Annotated in this window: 15 protein-coding genes; 5 read left to right on the forward strand and 10 right to left on the reverse strand. The window is 67.1% G+C overall.

Going from position 1 to position 18,262, the window contains the following annotated elements:
• Window positions 1-21 precede the first annotated feature (21 nt).
• From AC4FS2_RS13145 to AC4FS2_RS13170, 6 genes are all read right to left on the reverse strand, one after another.
• Window positions 22-666 (reverse strand): TetR/AcrR family transcriptional regulator, encoded by a 645-nt coding sequence (locus tag AC4FS2_RS13145; RefSeq protein WP_491156277.1) that lies wholly within the window; start codon window positions 664-666, stop codon window positions 22-24.
• An 85-nt stretch (window positions 667-751) separates the two neighbouring features.
• Window positions 752-3,826, reverse strand: a complete 3,075-nt coding sequence (locus tag AC4FS2_RS13150) for an alpha-mannosidase (protein ID WP_491156275.1) — start codon at window positions 3,824-3,826, stop codon at window positions 752-754.
• Between the two features lie 480 nt (window positions 3,827-4,306).
• Window positions 4,307-4,705: an ester cyclase gene (locus AC4FS2_RS13155; protein ID WP_491156274.1), complete on the reverse strand. Its 399-nt coding sequence runs from the start codon at window positions 4,703-4,705 to the stop codon at window positions 4,307-4,309.
• A gap of 216 nt (window positions 4,706-4,921) precedes the next feature.
• A complete protein-coding gene (locus AC4FS2_RS13160) occupies window positions 4,922-5,167 on the reverse strand; it encodes a hypothetical protein (RefSeq protein WP_491156272.1) in 246 nt (81 codons plus the stop codon).
• 156 nt (window positions 5,168-5,323) lie between these two features.
• Window positions 5,324-6,700 (reverse strand): glutamate decarboxylase, encoded by a 1,377-nt coding sequence (gad, locus tag AC4FS2_RS13165; protein ID WP_491156270.1) that lies wholly within the window; start codon window positions 6,698-6,700, stop codon window positions 5,324-5,326.
• A gap of 400 nt (window positions 6,701-7,100) precedes the next feature.
• Window positions 7,101-8,411 carry an MFS transporter gene (locus AC4FS2_RS13170; RefSeq protein ID WP_491156269.1) on the reverse strand — a complete coding sequence of 437 codons (1,311 nt, stop codon included), beginning with the start codon at window positions 8,409-8,411 and terminating at the stop codon, window positions 7,101-7,103.
• Window positions 8,412-8,583: 172 nt separating this feature from the next.
• On the opposite strand from AC4FS2_RS13170, the gene AC4FS2_RS13175 reads away from it, so the two are divergent.
• The 3 genes from AC4FS2_RS13175 to AC4FS2_RS13185 all read left to right on the forward strand — a co-directional run bounded on the left by AC4FS2_RS13175 (window position 8,584) and on the right by AC4FS2_RS13185 (window position 12,118).
• Window positions 8,584-9,357: an IclR family transcriptional regulator gene (locus AC4FS2_RS13175; protein ID WP_491156267.1), complete on the forward strand. Its 774-nt coding sequence runs from the start codon at window positions 8,584-8,586 to the stop codon at window positions 9,355-9,357.
• Between the two features lie 129 nt (window positions 9,358-9,486).
• Entirely contained in the window at window positions 9,487-10,977 is a 1,491-nt protein-coding gene (locus AC4FS2_RS13180) for an NAD-dependent succinate-semialdehyde dehydrogenase (protein ID WP_491156266.1), read from the forward strand.
• Between the two features lie 25 nt (window positions 10,978-11,002).
• Window positions 11,003-12,118, forward strand: a complete 1,116-nt coding sequence (locus AC4FS2_RS13185; protein ID WP_491156264.1) for an alcohol dehydrogenase catalytic domain-containing protein — start codon at window positions 11,003-11,005, stop codon at window positions 12,116-12,118.
• A gap of 74 nt (window positions 12,119-12,192) precedes the next feature.
• On the opposite strand, the gene AC4FS2_RS13190 is transcribed toward AC4FS2_RS13185, so the two are convergent.
• Window positions 12,193-12,870 (reverse strand): NAD(P)H-binding protein, encoded by a 678-nt coding sequence (locus AC4FS2_RS13190; protein ID WP_491156263.1) that lies wholly within the window; start codon window positions 12,868-12,870, stop codon window positions 12,193-12,195.
• 196 nt (window positions 12,871-13,066) lie between these two features.
• On the opposite strand from AC4FS2_RS13190, the gene AC4FS2_RS13195 reads away from it, so the two are divergent.
• Window positions 13,067-14,014, forward strand: a complete 948-nt coding sequence (locus AC4FS2_RS13195) for a LysR family transcriptional regulator (RefSeq protein ID WP_491156261.1) — start codon at window positions 13,067-13,069, stop codon at window positions 14,012-14,014.
• Between the two features lie 304 nt (window positions 14,015-14,318).
• On the opposite strand, the gene AC4FS2_RS13200 is transcribed toward AC4FS2_RS13195, so the two are convergent.
• Window positions 14,319-14,729 (reverse strand): winged helix-turn-helix transcriptional regulator, encoded by a 411-nt coding sequence (locus AC4FS2_RS13200; RefSeq protein ID WP_491156259.1) that lies wholly within the window; start codon window positions 14,727-14,729, stop codon window positions 14,319-14,321.
• Window positions 14,730-14,769: 40 nt separating this feature from the next.
• Between AC4FS2_RS13200 and AC4FS2_RS13205 the strand changes: the two genes are divergently transcribed.
• The gene (locus tag AC4FS2_RS13205; RefSeq protein ID WP_491156257.1) at window positions 14,770-15,621 is read left to right on the forward strand and encodes an enoyl-CoA hydratase/isomerase family protein; all 852 of its coding nucleotides are present in this window, start codon (window positions 14,770-14,772) and stop codon (window positions 15,619-15,621) included.
• 717 nt (window positions 15,622-16,338) lie between these two features.
• Here AC4FS2_RS13205 and AC4FS2_RS13210 read toward each other — a convergent pair.
• Window positions 16,339-16,896, reverse strand: a complete 558-nt coding sequence (locus tag AC4FS2_RS13210; RefSeq protein WP_491177578.1) for an alcohol dehydrogenase catalytic domain-containing protein — start codon at window positions 16,894-16,896, stop codon at window positions 16,339-16,341.
• A gap of 186 nt (window positions 16,897-17,082) precedes the next feature.
• A complete protein-coding gene (locus tag AC4FS2_RS13215; protein ID WP_491156255.1) occupies window positions 17,083-18,219 on the reverse strand; it encodes a substrate-binding domain-containing protein in 1,137 nt (378 codons plus the stop codon).
• Window positions 18,220-18,262: the final 43 nt, after the last annotated feature.

Genomic DNA, 18,262 nt, shown 5'->3' on the forward strand with positions numbered 1-18,262 from the left:
ATCGCCGGGGCCCAGCGGAGGTCAGTCGGAGGCCCCCCGCGGGGGCTGCAGGAGGGTCTCGAAGAGAAGCATGCCCTCATGCATGCTGACGTCCGGATCGACGAGCCATTGCGTCGACAGACCGTCCATGGCCGCGATCGCCAGGGACGCGGCGGTCTTCAGTGAGATGTCGGCGCGGAGCACACCCGCTTCGCGGGCGAGGGAGAGGATCTCCAGGGCCTCGGAGCGCAGGCGGTCGTAGCGCTCGGCGAAGAAAGCGCGCGAGTGCTCGTTCTCGCGTTCCATCGCGCGCGCCACCATGCTGTGGCGAAGCGCCATCAGACCGGGCGCGCGGGTCGCGAACGCGTCCAGGCGCTCCGCGAACTGGATGCGGGAATCCCCGCTGGCTTTGGCCTCGGCCAGCGCCTGCCGGTCCTTCTCGCGCAGCACCTCGAGGAAGAGTTCCTCGCGGGTCTCGAAGTACCGACGTAGCGCCGCGTGGCTCACCCCGATGGCCTCACCGATCGCCCGCAGACTCGTGCCCTCGAATCCCAGTTCGGCGAATACCTCGATGGTGCGATCGAGGATCTGCTGTCGCCGCTGGATGCCTTTCGGGTAGCGTCCGCGCCGCGGGGCGGACGTGTTGGACGGATCGATAACGGCATCGTTGGCGACTTCGTGCGACACTGCCTCACCCCTTTCACTGGAGGTCCCATCTAATCAGGACCGTGTTGGTGCGCCCAGACGCCGAAGGCGGCGATGCGGGGGATGATCAGCCGTTGACCCGCACGCGCAGCGTCGCCACCTCGAACGGCCGGAGGTCCAGCTCGACAGCATCCTCGGATCCCCACGCCGCTGTGCTGAGGTCCTGTTCGAGCAAGTCGGTGCGCCACACGGAGGACACGGGAACGCCCAGCTCCAGGCGCGCGCTCGCGCGCGCGCCCTGCGACTCGTACACGCGGACGATGACGTCACCCGACCGGTCTTGGGCGAGCTTGATCGACTCGACGATCACCGACGACGGTGACACGGTCACGAGCGGCTCGACCGTACTCACCGCCGCGTCGGAGACACGGCGCGCGGGCAGGTTGAGGCGGTATCCCGCATCCGCCGCCTCGCGCACCGTGGGCGCGGGGCCCAGCGTGGTCGAGAACGTGTGCTCGCCGCGGTCGGCCTGCGGGTCGGGGTACACCGGCGCGCGCAGCAGCGACTCACGCACGAGCGTCGTGGTTCCGCCGTCGGCGCGCACCGAGCGGGTGATGTCGTGACCGTAAGTGGCCGCGTTGGCGACGACGGCACCGAAGCCGGGCTCTCCGACGTGGACCCAGCGGTGCGCCACGGTCTCGAACCGCGCCGCATCCCACGACGTGTTCACGAACGTCGGACGCACCACGTGCCCGAACTGCACCTCCGAGGCCGCATAGTCGGTGCGCAGGTCGAGTGGGAAGGCGAGCTTGAGCAGCTTCTCCTGCTCGTGCCAGTCGACGAACGTCTCGATGCTCAGGTCGCTTGAGTCGCGGGGCAGACGGAAGCGCTGCACGATCGTCGACTGGCCGTACTCGTGCGTCACGACGACGGTCTCGCTCTCGATCTCGACCGACAGCGGCGTCTGCAGCTCGACGAGCGAGCGCTGATACGACCTGTCGATGTCCCACGCCTCGAAGAGGTTCGGGATGTCGCGGAAGATCTGCAGCCGCGCACCCGCCTCACCGGCCGGGATGAGGTCGCGGCCGCTCGGGAGGTCGATGAACGACACGAGCGCGCCCGCGTCGTCGAAGCGCACCGAGACCACGTCGTTCTCGAGGACGATCCCGCCGTCCGTGCGCACCGGCGGGACGTCTCCACGGGCGTCGGCCCGGCCCGCCCCGAGGGCGCGCACGCCGCCCACGGAGAGGGGCGTGGCGTTGAACGTGAGCGTGTGCTCGCCGCTACCGGCGAGCGCGCGCTGCGCACGGGCGATGATGTCCTCGAGTTCGACTGCCACCGCGGCGTACTTCTCCTCGGCCTCCTGGTGCACCCAGGCGATGGCCGATCCGGGAAGGATGTCGTGGAACTGCTGCAGCAGAACCGTGTGCCAAATCGCGTCAAGCTGCTCGTACGGGTACTCGAACACCCCGCGAGTCGCCCCGGTGCTCGCCCACAGCTCAGCCTCGCGGAGCAGGTGCTCGCTGCGCCGGTTGCCGAGCTTGGTCTTGGCCTGCGTCGTCAGCGTGCCGCGGTGCGCTTCGAGGTACATCTCCCCCGACCACACCTCGGGGTGCGCGAGCGCGCCCTTCGCCTCGGCGAAGAACTCCGCGGGCGATCCCAGCCGCACCTTCGGTGAGCCCTCGAGGTCGCGGAGGCGCTCCGCCGCCGCGAGCATGTCGGGGGTGGGACCACCGCCGCCGTCGGAGAAGCCGTACAGCGTGATCGAGCTGTTGGTGAGGCCCTTCTCGGCGAACTGCCGCTGGGACTTGGCGAGGTCGCCGGCGTTCAGATCCGAGCCATAGGTGTCGTTCGGCGGGAAGTGGGTGAAGATCCGGCTTCCGTCCAGACCTTCCCACAAGAAGGTGTGGTGGGGCAGGCGATTAGCGTCGTTCCACGACATCTTCTGCGTGAGGAAGCTATCCAGTCCCGCGCCGACCGCGATCTGCGGGAAGGCGGGGGTGAAGCCGAACGAGTCGGGCAGCCAGCCCTCGCGGGAGAGCACCCCGAACTCGCGCTCGAAGAAGCTCTGGCCGTACAGGAACTGCCGCACGAGTGCTTCGCCGCCGGGCATGTTCACATCGCTTTCGACCCACATCCCGCCTACGAGGATGAAGCGCCCCTCGGCCACGCGCGGACGGATGCGCTCGAACAGCTCAGGGTAGAACTGCTTGACCCACGCGAATTGCTGCGCGCTGGAGGCCGCGAACACGAAGTCCGGGTGAGCGTCCATGAGATCGAGCACGTTCGAGAAGGTGCGCGCGGCCTTGCGCACCGTCTCGCGCGTCGGCCACAGCCAGGCCGAGTCGAGGTGCGCATGTCCGACGGCGACGATCTCGTGCGCGCTCGCATACGCCGGCGACGAGAGGACGTCGGCGAGCGCCGCTCGGGCCACGTCGGCGGTGCCCGAGACATCTCGCGGGTCGAGCACGTTGCACGCCCGCTCGAGCGCGCGGAGGATCTCCGCCCGGCGGGGCAGGGCGGCGTCGAGCTGGTGCATCAGGCCCACGAGCACGCCCATATCCGTCAGCAGACGATCCACCGCGAGATCCCGCTCGACCAGCGTGATGTGGCGGAGTGTGTAGATGGGGTCGATGCCCGCGGTCGCTTTGTCGCCGAGGTGGGTGACATCCTTGCGGACGGGTCTCGCGAAGTTCGACGGCAGGGCCCCGCCGCCCGCCACCGGGGCCAGCGTCGAGACGAAGAGGTGCTCGAGCATGTTCGGGTTGGAGGCCGCCTCGATGTACAGCCGGACGGAGTCGCCGGGCGCGGCATCGATGTCGATCCCCTGATTGAACGGCTCGATGCCCTTCACGATCGACCCGTCGGGGCGGTACACCAGCGCCTCGGCCTGGAAGGCCGGAAGCAGGCCGCTGAACCCCAGGTCGACCATCAGCTGAACCGTCGTGCCCGCGTCGCCCCATCCCGTCGGCACGTCGGCGTCGACGCGGAACCAGGTGGTACCCCAGGGTTTGCTCCACGCCTGGCCGCTCGCGAACGGCGAGTACGCCTGCTCTATCGCTTCCGTGAACGGCACCGGCTCGTCGGGAACCTCCCACGCGGCGAGGCTCACGGGCTGAAAACGCCGGAAGAGCGCGGGGCCGATTTGTTCGCGCAGCGCCTTGTGGATCCGCATCTCTATCTGGACGGCGATGTCATGCATGGCACGACGGTAGCATGAAAGCTCCATGTGGAACTTTCTGTTCCTCCGCTCGCGTCGGCGCGAACGGAGACGAGCCTGGTCGCCAATCGGGCCAAGGCCAGTGCAAGCACTTGGGCTTGATCAGGTATTTCCTTCAGTCCTCGCGTGACACTCCTCACCCTCTATGCGTGCGGGCAACCATGTTGATCGCGTGCCTCGGCATGCTCGGGGTCACTTGCGGGTCACTTGAGCCCGGTGTGCGCATAGATCATGGACGCGTTTATGGTGGCGCGGGTCGCGCGTTAGGCGCAGTGGTGCCCTCGTCCCAGAAGTCCAGAAGCCACTGATGACCAGCCGGTGCTGCGAGTCGAGCCAGCAGGGCCTCCTCGGCTGAAACCCGGCCTCGCATGGGCTCGTCCTGCTTCCCGAGCCGGTCTCACCGACTCGGGAAGCAGGACCCCGACGAGGGCTGATGGCCCTACCGGCCAGATGCCAGCGGTGTCAGATGTCGAGCTGGTCGCGAACTGCCTGTGAGTCGATCAGGTAGTTCATCTCGTAGAACTTGCCGTCGCGGAGCTTGTGGAACGAGTACTCGGCGAACTCCAACGTCTTGCCCGTCGGCGCGACGCCGAACCACTCCTTGGTGTGGGTGCCCTTGTTGTACAGGCGGGCCACGACGCGGTCTCCGTCGATGGCGATGTCCTGGGGCCGCCACTCGTAGTCCGGCACGGCGTCGCCGTGCCCCTTCAGCTCGGCGATGATGTGCTCGCGCGTGACCGGCTTGCCGTTCTCGACGAGCTCGTCGTGGACGAACTCGGTCATGCGGTCGAAGTCGTGAGCGTTGAGCGCCTCGATGTAGCGCTCGAAGACGTCGCGGATCTCGCTCTCAGACATGGACATGGTGGTCTTCCTTTCTGTCCCCGGGGCCCGGGGGTGTGCACTTGCTGGTGATAGGGACGTCCTCCACGGTCTGGCTGTGGCGGCCGCTTCAGTGGGTGGGAACCGCGCCCGAACGACTTCTATTCCGAGCGTTCCAGAAAGGATGGGTCGAGCGCCTCGGACGGCACAGGCTTCGCTCGGTCGGCATGTGGGTGCGCCGATCGGGGTCGAAGCTCCTTAGCGACGGGCGCGCTGGTTCGAGGACTTCTTCGGACCCGACGACACCATCGACCCCCGATGCAGGTCGGCGCCGACGGCCCAGCCGGCGGGACTCCCGTGGGTGTTGCTCTCGATCAACGGAACGGTCGTCGTCGCTGACGGAGTGATCTCCGCCGTCGCCGAGGCCGACCCCCCATCCCGGAGGGCGCTCGCGTCGCCGACGTCACCGGCCGCTGGGTGCTTGCGGGATTCATCGAGGCTCACGGCCGCCTGAGCGTCCACGAAGACGGCGGGGGTGGTCGGGCAACGACACCAGCGAAAACGACCCGAACGGCGCGCGCTTCGGCGCGCTCGACAGCATCGACATCGAAGAGGTCAGCTTCCGCGACGCCCTGCGCGCGGGAGTGACATGTTCATGCCTCAGTGGTGGAAGGCCGGGTGCTGACCCTCGACCGGCATGGCCGACTCGAGGGCATCGAGGTACGCGGTCTCGGTCTGGATGTCGGCGAGGAGCTCGGCCGCGAGATCCATGCTCAGGCCGTTGCGGACCACGATGCGCTGCACGGTCAGCTGGGCGAGGTCGTCGGGCATCGGGTACGCCGGGACGAGCCATCCCTTCTCCCGCAGCCTGTCCTGCAGGTGGTAGAGGTTCCAGTTCTTCGTGTGCCCGTCCTTCAGGTACCACGCGAAGACGGGGATGTCGCTGCCGTCGTTCCAGAGCTCGAACGCGTCGAGCTTCGCGACTCCGGCGGACAGGTACTTCGCGACGTCCTGGGACGTCTGCTGAACGGCACGGTACCCGTCGAACCCCAAGCGGAGGAACATGTAGTACTGCAGCAGAACCTGGGCACCGGGGCGGGAGAAGTTCAGGGCGAAGGTCGGCATCTCACCGCCCAGGTAGCTCACCTTGAACACCAGGTCGTCGGGCAGCCACTGCGTGTGGCGCCAGACGACCCAGCCCAGGCCCGGGTAGACCAGACCGTACTTGTGGCCCGACGTGCTGATCGAGTGCACGCGCTCCAGCCGGAAATCCCACACCAGATCGGGCTGCAGGAACGGGGCGATCATCGCGCCGGATGCCCCGTCCACGTGGATCGGGATGTCGAGCCCTTTCTCGGCCTGGATGGCGTCGAGCGCCCGGGCGATCTCGGCCACCGGTTCGTACATGCCGGTGTAGGTGACTCCCATGATCGCGACGACCCCGATCGTGTTCTCGTCGATGTACTTCTCCAGGTCGTACCCGTCGAGCGTCTTGTGGTCCATGCTGATCGGCACGAACCGCGGCTCGACGTCGAAATAGTTGCAGAACTTCTCCCAGCACACCTGGACCGCGGACGACATCACCAGATTGGGCTTGGACGTGTCCTTGCCCGCGGCGCGACGGGAATGCTGCCAGCGCCGCTTGAAGGCCAGGCCGCCGAGCATGCAGGCCTCCGAGGAGCCGATCGTGGACGTGCCGATGCTGCGGGACGCGTCGGGCGCGTTCCACAGGTTCGCGAGCATGTGCCAGCAGTTGTCCTCGACGGCCGCGGTCTGCGGATACTCGTCCTTGTCGATCATGTTCTTATCGAAGGACGCCTCGTACACCTGCTTGGCGTCCTCGTCCATCCACGTACCGACGAAGGTCGCGAGGTTGAGCCGCGAGTTGCCGTCGAGCATCGTCTCGTCGTCCACGATCTGCTTGGCAGTGTCGGGAAGGGACTCCTCCTGGGGAATCACGTGGCGCGCGGCGAGGGTAGCCTCGCCCGGCCGCGCGAAACGCGGCGTGAGGTCATTGTCGGCCTGAAGATCGCTCATGGAAGCTCCCGTCTATGGGGTGCGCCGGACGGACGCCGACGCACGGTCATCCCAAATGTGTCGGTGTGAGCCGAGCCCGCGGGCTGGCCACGCGGACAACGGTAGGCCCGGGCACCTTCCAGGGCCAGGGACGCGGGACCAAGTGCTCGGTCCAGCCCGAGCTCTACGCTCACATCCTCGGCGAGGGCCAACGCCGAGCCCATCTTCAGCGTCTCGCCGACGCAGAAGCGGCAGAATCAGCCGGGGGCCACCTGGGGCCTGCACGGCCCGGCTGAGGGGATTGACCGGTAACATCACCAGAACCAAAATCCCCTGGCTTACCGGGGGATTTTTCGCGGAGACGGAGGGCGGTCCGTGACATCCGGCGTCAGTCGGGAGATGTGCCCGCTCGAAGGCACGGTCAGCCGCGCCGGCTCGCACCGGCATCGCCCCGTCGCGCGGCGAACGCGGCGATCAGGGTGACGACGCCGGCGCTGATGACCATGAGTGCCACCGGCCAGTACGCACCGCCGCTCACCGCCACCAGGTACGCCGCCAGAATCGGAGCCGGCGCTCCCGCCAGGAGAGAGCCGAGCTGGTAGCCGACGGAAACGCCGGTGTACCGGATTTCCGCGTCGAACAGCTCCGCGAACCACGCAGACAGCGGCGCGAACACCATCGAGTGGGCGAGAGCGAGAACGATGACGCAGGCGAGGATCACCGCCCACGGGTTCGCGGTGCCGACCAGCCAGAAGAACGGGAATGCCATGGCGATCATCACCAGGGTCCCCGTCACGACCACTGGCCTGCGTCCGAGCCGGTCAGAAAGCGCGCCGAAGAACGGCATGGTGACGAGTTCGATCGCCGATGCGGTCAGCACTCCTGCGAGGGCGACGCTGTTGGGCAACCCGAGTTGAGTCGTCATGTAGGTCAGCCCGAAGGTCGCGAAGACGTAGTACAGGACGTTATCGGCGAAGCGGATACCCGCGATGACGATGACATCGCGAGGATGCTTGCGAAGAACCTCGACCAGCGGCCGCTTCACCTGGGCCGCACTCTCGATGATCTTCTGGAAGGCCGGCGGCTCGCTGATCTTCGCGCGGATGTACAGTCCCGTCGCCACAAGCAACGAACTGGCGAGGAACGGCAGGCGCCAGCCCCATTCCAGGAAGGCGTCGTCCGGGAGCAGGTTCACCAAGGCGAATGCGGCCGAAGAGAGCAGGAGACCCGCGGGGATCCCCATCTGAGGCCAGCTCCCATAGAACCCCCTTCGCGCGGCGGGGGCGTGCTCCACGGCCAGAAGCGCCGCGCCTCCCCACTCGCCTCCCACACCGAGGCCCTGGCAGAGACGGAGGACGACGAGCGCGATCGGCGCCCAAACGCCGATCGCGTCATAGGTGGGCAGCAGTCCGACCGCCGTCGTCGCGATTCCCATGACCAGCAAGGTGGCCACGAGCGTTTTCTTGCGCCCGATCCGGTCGCCGAGATGACCGGCGATCACTCCGCCGAGCGGACGCGCGAAGAAGCCGACGCCGAAGGTCGCGAAGGCCAGCATCGTCCCCGCGAGGGGATCGGCGCCGGGGAAGAACAGTCGCCCGAAGATCAACGCCGCTGCCGTTCCAAACAGGAAGAAATCGTAGTATTCGATCGCAGCGCCGATGAAGCTGGCCGCAGCAACCCGCGCCATGCCCCCACGCGTCTCGGTGGCGGCAGGGGTGTGTGTCGTCGTCATTGATCGCCATCTCCTTGAATGTGCCGCGGGATCCCCGGCTCCGCGTGTCGACTACAGTTTCATTATTGGAACTGTAGGTTCACATGTGATTAATGACACGGACCTAGACTGGTTGTCAAGAGTCCGCACCCCGGCTGCCCGCGCAGGAGGGTGACGAAGACAGGAGACCCCCGTGGCCAGCATCGCCGCCTCCCCAGAAACCGCCCCCTCGGAAGGCACCCGCGCCGTCCATGCCGCCTTCCAGATCCTCGACGTCGTGGCGCTCGCCTCGGCACCGATGCGGATGACAGACATCGTCGCAGCCGTCAACCTGCCGAAGTCCAGCGTCTTCCGGCTCTTACGCGCACTCGAGATGGAAGGCGCCGTCCGACGCGGAGAGGGGGATCGTCGATACCGTCTCGGTCAGAAGTTCGACGACTATGCGCGGATCTCCCAGACGCCGCTGCTGGTGAGCAGGTTCCACGACAAAGCGGCACCGGTATTGCGGCCGCTCAACGAAACCGCGCAGTTCGGCGTCCTCACCGGGAGCGAAGTCACCTTCCTGACCGGGATCGAGTCCACGAAGCCAGTGCGCCTCGTCAGCTACGCCGGCCGGACGCTCCCGGCCCACGCCAGCGCCACCGGCAAGGCGATCCTGGCGTTCTCCGACGAACAGGCGCTCCACGAGACTATGGCCGGAGGCCTGCCCGCCCTGACACCGCGCACGGTCACCGACCGGGACCAGCTCCTGGACCAACTCGACGAGGTACGCCGGCTCGGGTACGCGACGGAGTCCGAAGAATCGACGGCGAATCTCTCGTGCCTGGCAGCTCCCATATGGGGACGCAGTCGTGACGTGCTCGGCGCCGTCACGGTATGCATACCGCGCGCCGACCTCCCCGCCGACCGGCTCCCCGCTATCCGCGAGGCCGCGCTGGACGCCGCACGCCGCATGTCTCTCAGCTGAGATCCTGCTGTTGACACGGTGGTGATCACTGTGTCAACCTCTGTTTCACATTCGGGATCCAAGTTCCAAATGTGAACCGGCTATCCCGGCGACGGTTCACGACATTGCCGCGGAGAGGACAGCAGGATCATGAGCACCACATCCTTGTCGGAGGCCAGCGCCATCGTCGCGGGCACGCGGGTGACGACCGGACTCCACATCTCCGGTCACTGGCAGGACGCCTCCGACACCTCCCGCTTCGAAGTGATCGACCCAGGATCGGGCAGGCTCCTCACCACCGTGGCGGACGCGACGCCCGACGACGCCGTATCGGCCTTGCGCAGCGCGGATGCCGCGCAGCCCGGATGGGCGCGCACGTCTGCTCGTGAGCGCGCGACGATTCTGCAGGCTGCCTTCGCGGCCGTCACGACGCGAAGGGAGGAGTTCGCCGCCGTGATCTCGGCCGAGGTCGGGCGCCCATTCACCCAGTCCCTCGCCGAGGTCGACTACGGCGCCGAGTTCCTGCGCTGGTTCGGGGAGCAAGCAGCACATGTGCACGGCGAGTTCGGCTCATCGCCACGCGGTGACTTCATGATCGCGACGACGCGCGTGCCGGTCGGTCCGTCGCTGCTCATCACGCCGTGGAACTTCCCGCTTGCGATGGGCACGCGCAAGCTCGGAGCCGCTCTCGCCGCCGGCTGCACGACCATCATCAAGCCCGCGGCGCAGACGCCGCTGACCATGGCTCTTCTCGTCGAGGTGCTCGAGCAGGCGGGCGTCCCGGACGGCGTGGTGAACCTGCTGCCGACGACGCGTGCGGCAGCGGTGTCCGAAACACTGATGGCCGATCCGCGGTTGCGGAAGGTCAGCTTCACGGGGTCCACGGCGGTCGGCTCCCGACTGCTCGAGCAGGCCTCCGCCCATGTGCTGCGCTCGTCCATGGAGCTCGGGGGGAACGGTCCCTTCCTCGTCCTCGAGCACGCGCATGTCCCCTCGGCCGTCGACGGGGCGATGATCGCGAAATTCCGCAACAGCGGGCAATCGTGCGTCGCGGCCAACCGCTTCATCGTGCACGAAGCCGTCGCTGACCAATTCATCGACGCTTTCGTGCAGCGCACGAAAGCGCTCCCCGTGGGCGGTGGAACCGACACCGCCCTGGGCATCGGCCCCATCATCGATGAGCGCCAGCGCCTCCGCATCCACGGGCTCGTCGAAGACGCCGTGGCATCGGGTGCGCGTGTACATACGGGGGGTCGCATCATCCCCGGCGAGGGCTACTTCTACGAGCCGACTGTTCTCACCGACGTCCCCGATTCCGCGTCCATCATCCGCGAAGAGATCTTCGGGCCGGTCGCGACAGTGACCGTGGTCTCGTCCGACGACGAAGCGATCGAGAAGGCCAACGCGACGCCCTACGGGTTGGCGGCGTTCGTCTACACGCAGGATCTCTCCCGCGCGCTGGACGCGACGGCCCGTATCGAGGCGGGCATGATCGGAGTGAACCGCGGGTTGGTGTCCGAGGCCGGCGCGCCCTTCGGCGGCCTCAAGGCGTCAGGGCTTGGCCGCGAGGGAGGCCACTTCGGCATCGACGAGTACTTGGAGACCAAGTACCTCGCCCTCGACCCGACCCTCCACGGCTGAGACCACTCGAAGGCAGGAAGAGAACATGAGAATCACTGGCGCCGTCCTCGAAGACGCCGGGCGGCCCCGACCCTTCGCCGCCTCCGCACCCATCACCATCCGGGATCTCGAACTCGACCCGCCCGGGCCCGGCGAGCTGCTCGTCAAGATCGAGGCGGCCGGACTGTGTCATTCGGACCTGTCGGTCGTCGACGGCAACCGGGTGCGCCCGTTGCCTATGCTGCTCGGGCATGAGGCGGCAGGCATCGTGATCGATCTCGGCGAGGGAGTCGACGACCTCACCGTCGGGCAACGGGTCGTCATGGCGTTCCTGCCACGGTGCGGGCAATGCCCGGCCTGCCTCACCGACGGCCGTTTGCCGTGCGAGCGCGGCACGGCGGCGAACACGGCGGGCACGCTGATGAGCGGCTCTCGCCGGCTGCACCTGGACGGCGAAGAGGTGCATCACCATCTCGGCGTCTCCGGTTTCGCCACCCACGCTGTCGTGGACCGCCGCTCGGTCGTGCCTGTCGGCAACGACGTCCCGCCCGATGTCGCGGCCGTGCTCGGATGCGCCGTCCTCACCGGCGGCGGCGCCGTCATCAACACGGGTCGACCCCAGCCTGGTGACAGCGTTCTCGTGGTGGGCCTGGGCGGCGTGGGGATGGCGGCGCTCATCACGGCCGTCTCCCTCGGCAACGGCGCGGTCATCGGGGTCGACGCGGTACCGGAGAAACTCGAACACGCGCTGCGACTGGGTGCTTCCCAAGCTCTGACCCCCGCCGAGGCGCTGGAGGCGGGGATCAGAGCCCCCATCGTGATCGAAGCGGCCGGGAACACGCGCGCGTTCGAGACCGCGATCGCGTTGACGGCCGTCGGCGGCACGACGGTGACAGTCGGACTGCCCCATCCCCGTGCCGAGGCCGTCATCAATCCCCTTGTGATCACCGCGGAGGCGCGCCGCATCGAGGGCAGCTACCTCGGATCGGCGGTGCCGTCCAGGGACATTCCCGCGTACGCCCAGCTGTGGCGCGACGGGCGCCTCCCCGTGGAGCAGTTGATCTCCGGGCGCACGACCCTCGTGGGTATCAATCAGGCCATGGACGACTTGGCCGACGGACGTGCCATCCGTCAGATCATCACGTTCGACGAGCCCGACTGACCGGCGTCATACGTATGGCAGCTTCCCGCCCGTGCGGACGACGCCGGTCAGTTGCAAGCCTCGTCGGGCCGGCGTCACCCGTTTGGCAGGCTCCCGCCCGTGCGAATGACGCCCGCGACGGCCTGGCGAATGGGAACGTCCCCCGCCGTCACTTCGAGGATCTCCTGAGTGATACGCGGCTCGTGAAGGATCTCCACCAGAGCCGCCGCGACGTCGGCGCGGGCGATCTCGTCGTGGATCTCCGCCAAGCCCAGCGCCACCGATCCTTCGCCCGGCCCATCCTGCAGGGCGGATGGGCGAAGGATCACCCAGTCGAGTCCGCTTTGCGAGAGGGCGATATCGGCCGTCTTCTTCACGTGAATGTAGTGGTCGAAACCCTCCCCCAGATTCCGCTCACGCCAGGCCTCCGGGAAGACCGACACCAGCACGAACCGGATGCGGCGCCCGGTGAGTTGTGCGGCGGCGATGGCCTTGGCCACACCGTCACCGTCGATCGCGGTGGTCGCATCCCGGCCTCCTCCGCTCGCGCCGGCAGCGAAGACGATGCTGTCGGCCGTCCCGATCATGGCGGCCAGGTGCTCCGCCGTGAGGGCGATGAGATCGCCGATCTGGGCGCTCGCTCCGATGGCGGCGAGCGAGTCTCGCTGGGATTCCGCCCGCACGAGTCCGGTGACGGAGTCTCCTCCCCTCCGCAGGTCACGCGCGACCAACGAGCCGACGCCACCGGTGACGCCAATGATGAATACGTGCACGATCGCTCCTTGCTTCCGGCGTGGGTTGGTGGTTGTGCCGATCCTCAAGCGGACGCGGCGTGCTCCGACATTCATCTCCGCGTTGAATGGCTGGTCGCCCGACGGCCACGCTCCGACTGTAGGAGTGCGGCAACGGCGAGAAAAAGGGGCAGAAGCGCACAACGTCTCTGCACTCTTGCGCAACGGAGGCCCAACAATGGCACATGAGATCGACATCCGTAGCATCCGCGCAGATGATCTTCGATACCTGGCGGCGGTGGCGGACACGGGTCGCTTGGTGGGGGCGGCTCGCAGCCTCGGTGTGGACCACAGCACCGTCTCAAGACGGTTGCGGGCGCTTGAGACGGCGCTGGGTGCACGCCTGGTGGGGCGCGGTCATGAGGGGTGGGTACTGACGGAAGAAGGGAGAAGGGTCGCCGAGCACGCGCGGACCATCCAGATTGCCGTGGAACGGGCCGCGCAGTCCATCGCAGGGGTCGCCACCGACGGGATCAGTGGAACAATCCGGCTTTCGGCCGCGGACGGGTTCGGCGCGCGTTTCGTCACTCCCGCGCTCACCAGGCTGCGTGTGCAGCATCCCGGACTCAACGTCGAGTTGGTGACAGGTGCCCAGCACCTCACCCTTCGACAGACAAACTTCGACATCGCCCTGATTCTGGGAGCACCTCCTTCGTCGGCCCTCTTCACCGAGAAGCTCTGCCGATACGACTCAGCCTTCTACGCAAGCGCCGCCTACCTGGCCGAGCACGGTGACCCCGGATCCGCCGAGGACCTGGCGCACCATCCACTGATCTACATGATCGACTCGCTGGAACGCGTGAAGGAGCACGAGATACGCTCCTACGTACCTGGCGCGTCGGTCGCTTTCGCGTCGACCAACATCTTCGCGCTGCTCGAGGCCGCCCGGCAGGGCGCGGGAGTTGCACTGCTGCCCAAGTTCATCGCTGACACCGCACCCGAATTGTGGCGGGTGTCCGCCAGAATGCCTCCCGCGCGAGCCGATGTCTCTCTCGCCTTTCGCAAGCAGTCCATCGATCGGGTGGACGTACGAGCCGTTCGCCTGGCCCTGCATCAGGAGGTTCTGCGCCGACGCGACGAGTTGGTGTGGCACGCCTCAGCGGAGCATGCCCCCACGAGTCGCTAGGTGGTGGCGCCCAGTGCTGGGCAGTCCAGGGCGAACGGCGTCTTCTTGCCAATACCGTCGAAGACCACGTCAGCCTTCTGATCATCCGTGGGCCGTGCGACCTCGGCGGGAAGGTCGCACGCCCCACACCAGCACAGCGTCGCACCCGATAGCCCAGCCCCCGGACTAGGCGTGCGAGGGCAACCACCACCACGTAGAAGATTGCACACCGGCGCGGAACACGCTGGTTCAGCGCGCGCCTCAGGCTCCCAGCCGAAACGGTCCCGTGCTGTCACGAGGTGTCGCACCGAACGGGGGGCTGGAGTCACCAGGCGGGGGTGGCGCCGGTTGCCTCGTCGTATGCGTCCCTGTGCCGTTCGACTTCGGCCAGGTGGTCGACCGTCCAGGCGCGCAGGGTCAAGAAGGGCTCCTCGAGCGTGCGACCCAGCGGCGTGATCCGGTACTCCACAGCAATCGGGCGTTGCGTCAGCACCCGGCGCTCAACGAGGCCGTTGCGCTCCAAGCGCCGCAGCGCCTGGGTGAGCGACTTCTGAGTGACCCCATCGAGCTCTCGCTTGAGCTCGTTGAAGCGTCGCGGCTGGTGGCACACCGCGGCCAGCAGCAGCTGACCCCACTTGTCCAGTAGCTGATCGAGGAGCTCGCGCTGAGGGCCGACGATGGTGTCGCGATTGGTGCGATCCTCGCCGATACCAGGTTTCGTTGAAGTACCCATCATGTACCAGGTATACCAGAGATACCTCACGTTAAGGAATCTCATGACTGAACAGTCCCTGCCCACCCTCCATCTCAAGCGCCAGGACGGAGTCCTGTGGGTTTCGATGGATGTTCCGCCCGTCAACCTGATTACGGCCCAGCTCCTGATCGACCTGGACGCCGTCGCAGCATCGGCGGAGAACGATACCGACCTGCACGTCATTGTGCTCCAGAGCTCCAATCCGGAGTTCTTCATGGCACACGGTGACCTCACATTCGTGAAGGACCCCGCGACGTACGCCGCCCTCCCGATCGCGGAGGAGACGCTCGTCGGGACCGGACCGATGATGCGGCTCCATGAACGCTGGCGGCGTCTGCCTCAGACCACCATCGCCAAGGTCGCGGGATTTGCCCGCGGAGGTGGATCCGAACTGGCCTCCAGCCTGGATCTGCGATTCGCGGCCCTCGAGACGGCGGCGTTCGGCCAGTTCGAAGCGCTGATCGGCATCGTTCCGGGATCTGGTGCAACTGCCCACCTCCCCCGCCTCGTGGGTCGCGCGCGCGCCCTCGAGGTCGTGCTGACGGGCGAGCTCGTCGACGCGGCGACCGCCGAGCGGTGGGGATGGGTGAACCGAGCCCTGCCCGCCGCAGAGCTGGACGAATTCGTCGATCGGGTCGCACGGATCATCGCGACTCTGCCCGACGGTGTCCGCGCCGCAGCGACCGAAGCGATCGACGCGGCGGACGGCACGCTCGAGGACGCACTGCGCGCGGAGGACCGCCTGCTCGGGGTGACCTTCACCCCCGCGTCTGGGGAGCTTGCCGCGGCGGCACTCGCCGCCGGGATTCCCACGCGGGAGGCGGAGTTGAATCTCGAAGAGGTCCTGCGGGCGAACCTCGCCCGACACTCGTGACCGCTATCGGCGCTGCGTAGCCGGACTACGGAGGTCGTCCACGACTCGTGTGCGACCCAGACTGAAATGACCGTGCCAGGGTCCGGCTCTCACCGCAGAGCCGGGCCCTGGCACGTCAGGTGCATGTCGGCCTTTGAGACGGCTGCGTGAGCCCGGGTCGCGCAGACGAGACTCACGGCTGCGCGCACCTCTGCAGCGAGGCGGGAGACACCTGGGGGACACCTCGCTCGAGGTCCACGTCGAGAATCGGAGGTCAGTCGCCGATATGGCGACGAAGTGCACCACCTGTGACGGATGGCGGGCCACCCGCTGCCGACGATGCCGAGACCGCCTCGAACCGCGAGTTCACGCGGGCGGGCGCCCCATGCTCCGAGTGTAGGTGGCCCCACCGGTGACCCCCGCAGTGGTCACTTCACCCCCCGAAATGAGGTCGAATGACGCCAGGCAATCGGAAGCGTCCTCGACGGGAATCCAGGCCGGGCCAGGCATTCTTTTGCGGAGACGGAGGGATTCGAACCCTCGGTCCCCGTAAGGGGACTCCACCTTAGCAGGGTGTCTCCCAAGCTCAATTTGGGCCGGACCGCCGCACCGATCTAGTGGAAACCCATCTCGAATTGGACTGGTGATCAGCCGATTCCCAGAATCGTCGCCAGGCTCGCTTGACACGCAGTGCACTCAAGGACACTCAGGTCGATCCCCTCCTCGAGATGCTCGGGGTCACCTGGGGGTCAACTCGCAGGTCGCGGCGCCCCATCCGCAGCGTCGGCTCACCGCAGTTCTGGCCGCGAGTACCCATCTTCGGGTCTCCGCGGTCCGCCGCTGGACGATCGTCGTGTTGGGGCCGCAGAGCGCTCTGACTCGGGTTTTCGTGCTATCTGGGCCTCCCCGAAGTAGCCGCTCCGGGCTCGACCAGGGCGCCCTGGAGGTCGGACACCTCGCCGGGAAGCACGCTGACGTTCGCGGCGGGAACGATCGCGACCTCGGCGAGGCCCCCCAGGCGTAGCTCAGTTCGATGCAGGCCATGCGCTGGCACAAGTGGTTCAGGGCGCGCCGACAGAAGTCGCACTCGCCGCAGAAGAGCAGGGGCATCACCGACACGCGCTGGCCCGCACGGACGTGACTGACCTCGGATCCGACCTCGATCACCTCGGCGGAGAACTCGTGACCGAGGATCTGCGGTGCGATCGAGCCGTTTAACGGGTGGGCTTGCTGGGGATCACGATCGGTCCCTGCGCGTACTCGTGCAGGTCGGTTCCGCAGATTCCGCACCAGCACGGCTTCAGCAGCACATCGCGAGGCCCCACGCGCCCGGGTGCCTGGACATCCGTCACGCGGATGTCGTGGTCGGCATGGAAGACAGCGGCTTTAATGATGCCCCTGCGAAGTGGGGATCGAGGTCCCCGTCGTTGCCGCGCAGCGACACCGACGGGGACGCAGGGATGGTCGGCTTCCTGACGCCGGTCAGAGACCGAGGTCCTCCGCCGAGTAGAAGCCGCTGTCGACCAGGACTTCCTGAACGTTGTCCTTCGTGACGTTCACAACGGGGAAGAGCTTCGCCGGCACTTCGAAGTTGTTGTTATCGAAGGTGGTGTCGGGCTCGGGCCAGTCGCCGCCGTCGAGCACGTCCGCGACCATGCTCGCGGCACCCTCGGCGAGGGTGATGACGTCGATCCAGGCGGAGGAGTACTGCTCGCCGGAGAGGATCAGCTTGATTGAATCGAGCTCGCCGTCACCCCCGGGCAGAATCGGCCAGTCTTCGGTGCCCGGCTGCAGTCCCGAGGATTTCAGTCCGGCGATGACACCACGGGTCATTCCGTCGAAGGGCACCCAGACGGCGTCGAGCTTCGTCCCGTCGGAGTAGTTCGCCGTCACGAGGTCCTCGATGCGGCTCTGTGCGCCCTCCGCGGTGAAGTTCGGCACCGCTGTCTGGTCGAACTCGGTCTGACCGGACGGGATGTTGATGACGCCCTCGTCGACGTAGGGCTTGATCGTTTCGAGGTAACCGTCGAACATGTCGTACGCGACCGAGTCGGTCGGGCTGCCGTTAACGATCTCGATGTTGAACGGCCCCGTCTCGCCCGTCGGGTTGCCGTCTGCGTCCTCGACACCGAGCGCCGTGAGGATCGAGTGCCCGCTGGCGGCGCCGTACGCGGTGTAGTCGAAGGTCGTGTAGTAGTCGACGGCATCGGTGTCCTGCAGCAGACGCGTGTAGGCGAGTACCGGGATGTCCGATGCCTCCGCGTCGGCGAGCGGCCCATTGAGCGACTGCGCATCCACGGCGACGACGACGAGCGCATTCACGCCCGACGTGATCATGTCCTCCATCTGCTGGACCTGCGTGGACGCGTCGTCATTGGCGAACTGCACGGTGGTGTCATAACCGCGCTCCTCGAACGTGTCAGTCATGACGTCCGCTTCGAGTTGCCAGCGGACGCTGGTGACACCCGGCATCAGGATGCCGACCGTGCCTTCACCGTCGCCGCCGGAGCCGGATCCGCCGCTGCAGGCGGCGAGTCCCGCCGCGAGGACAACCGTGGTTGCGGCGACTGCCAACGTCCGGCGGACCGGAAGGCCCTGGGCTACGGAACTGAGCTTCATAGCGTCTCGTCTTTCTGTGCTGTGTTTCGGATGGGACGATCCG

It is taken from the genome of Microbacterium sp. Z10_103 (assembly GCF_058310455.1).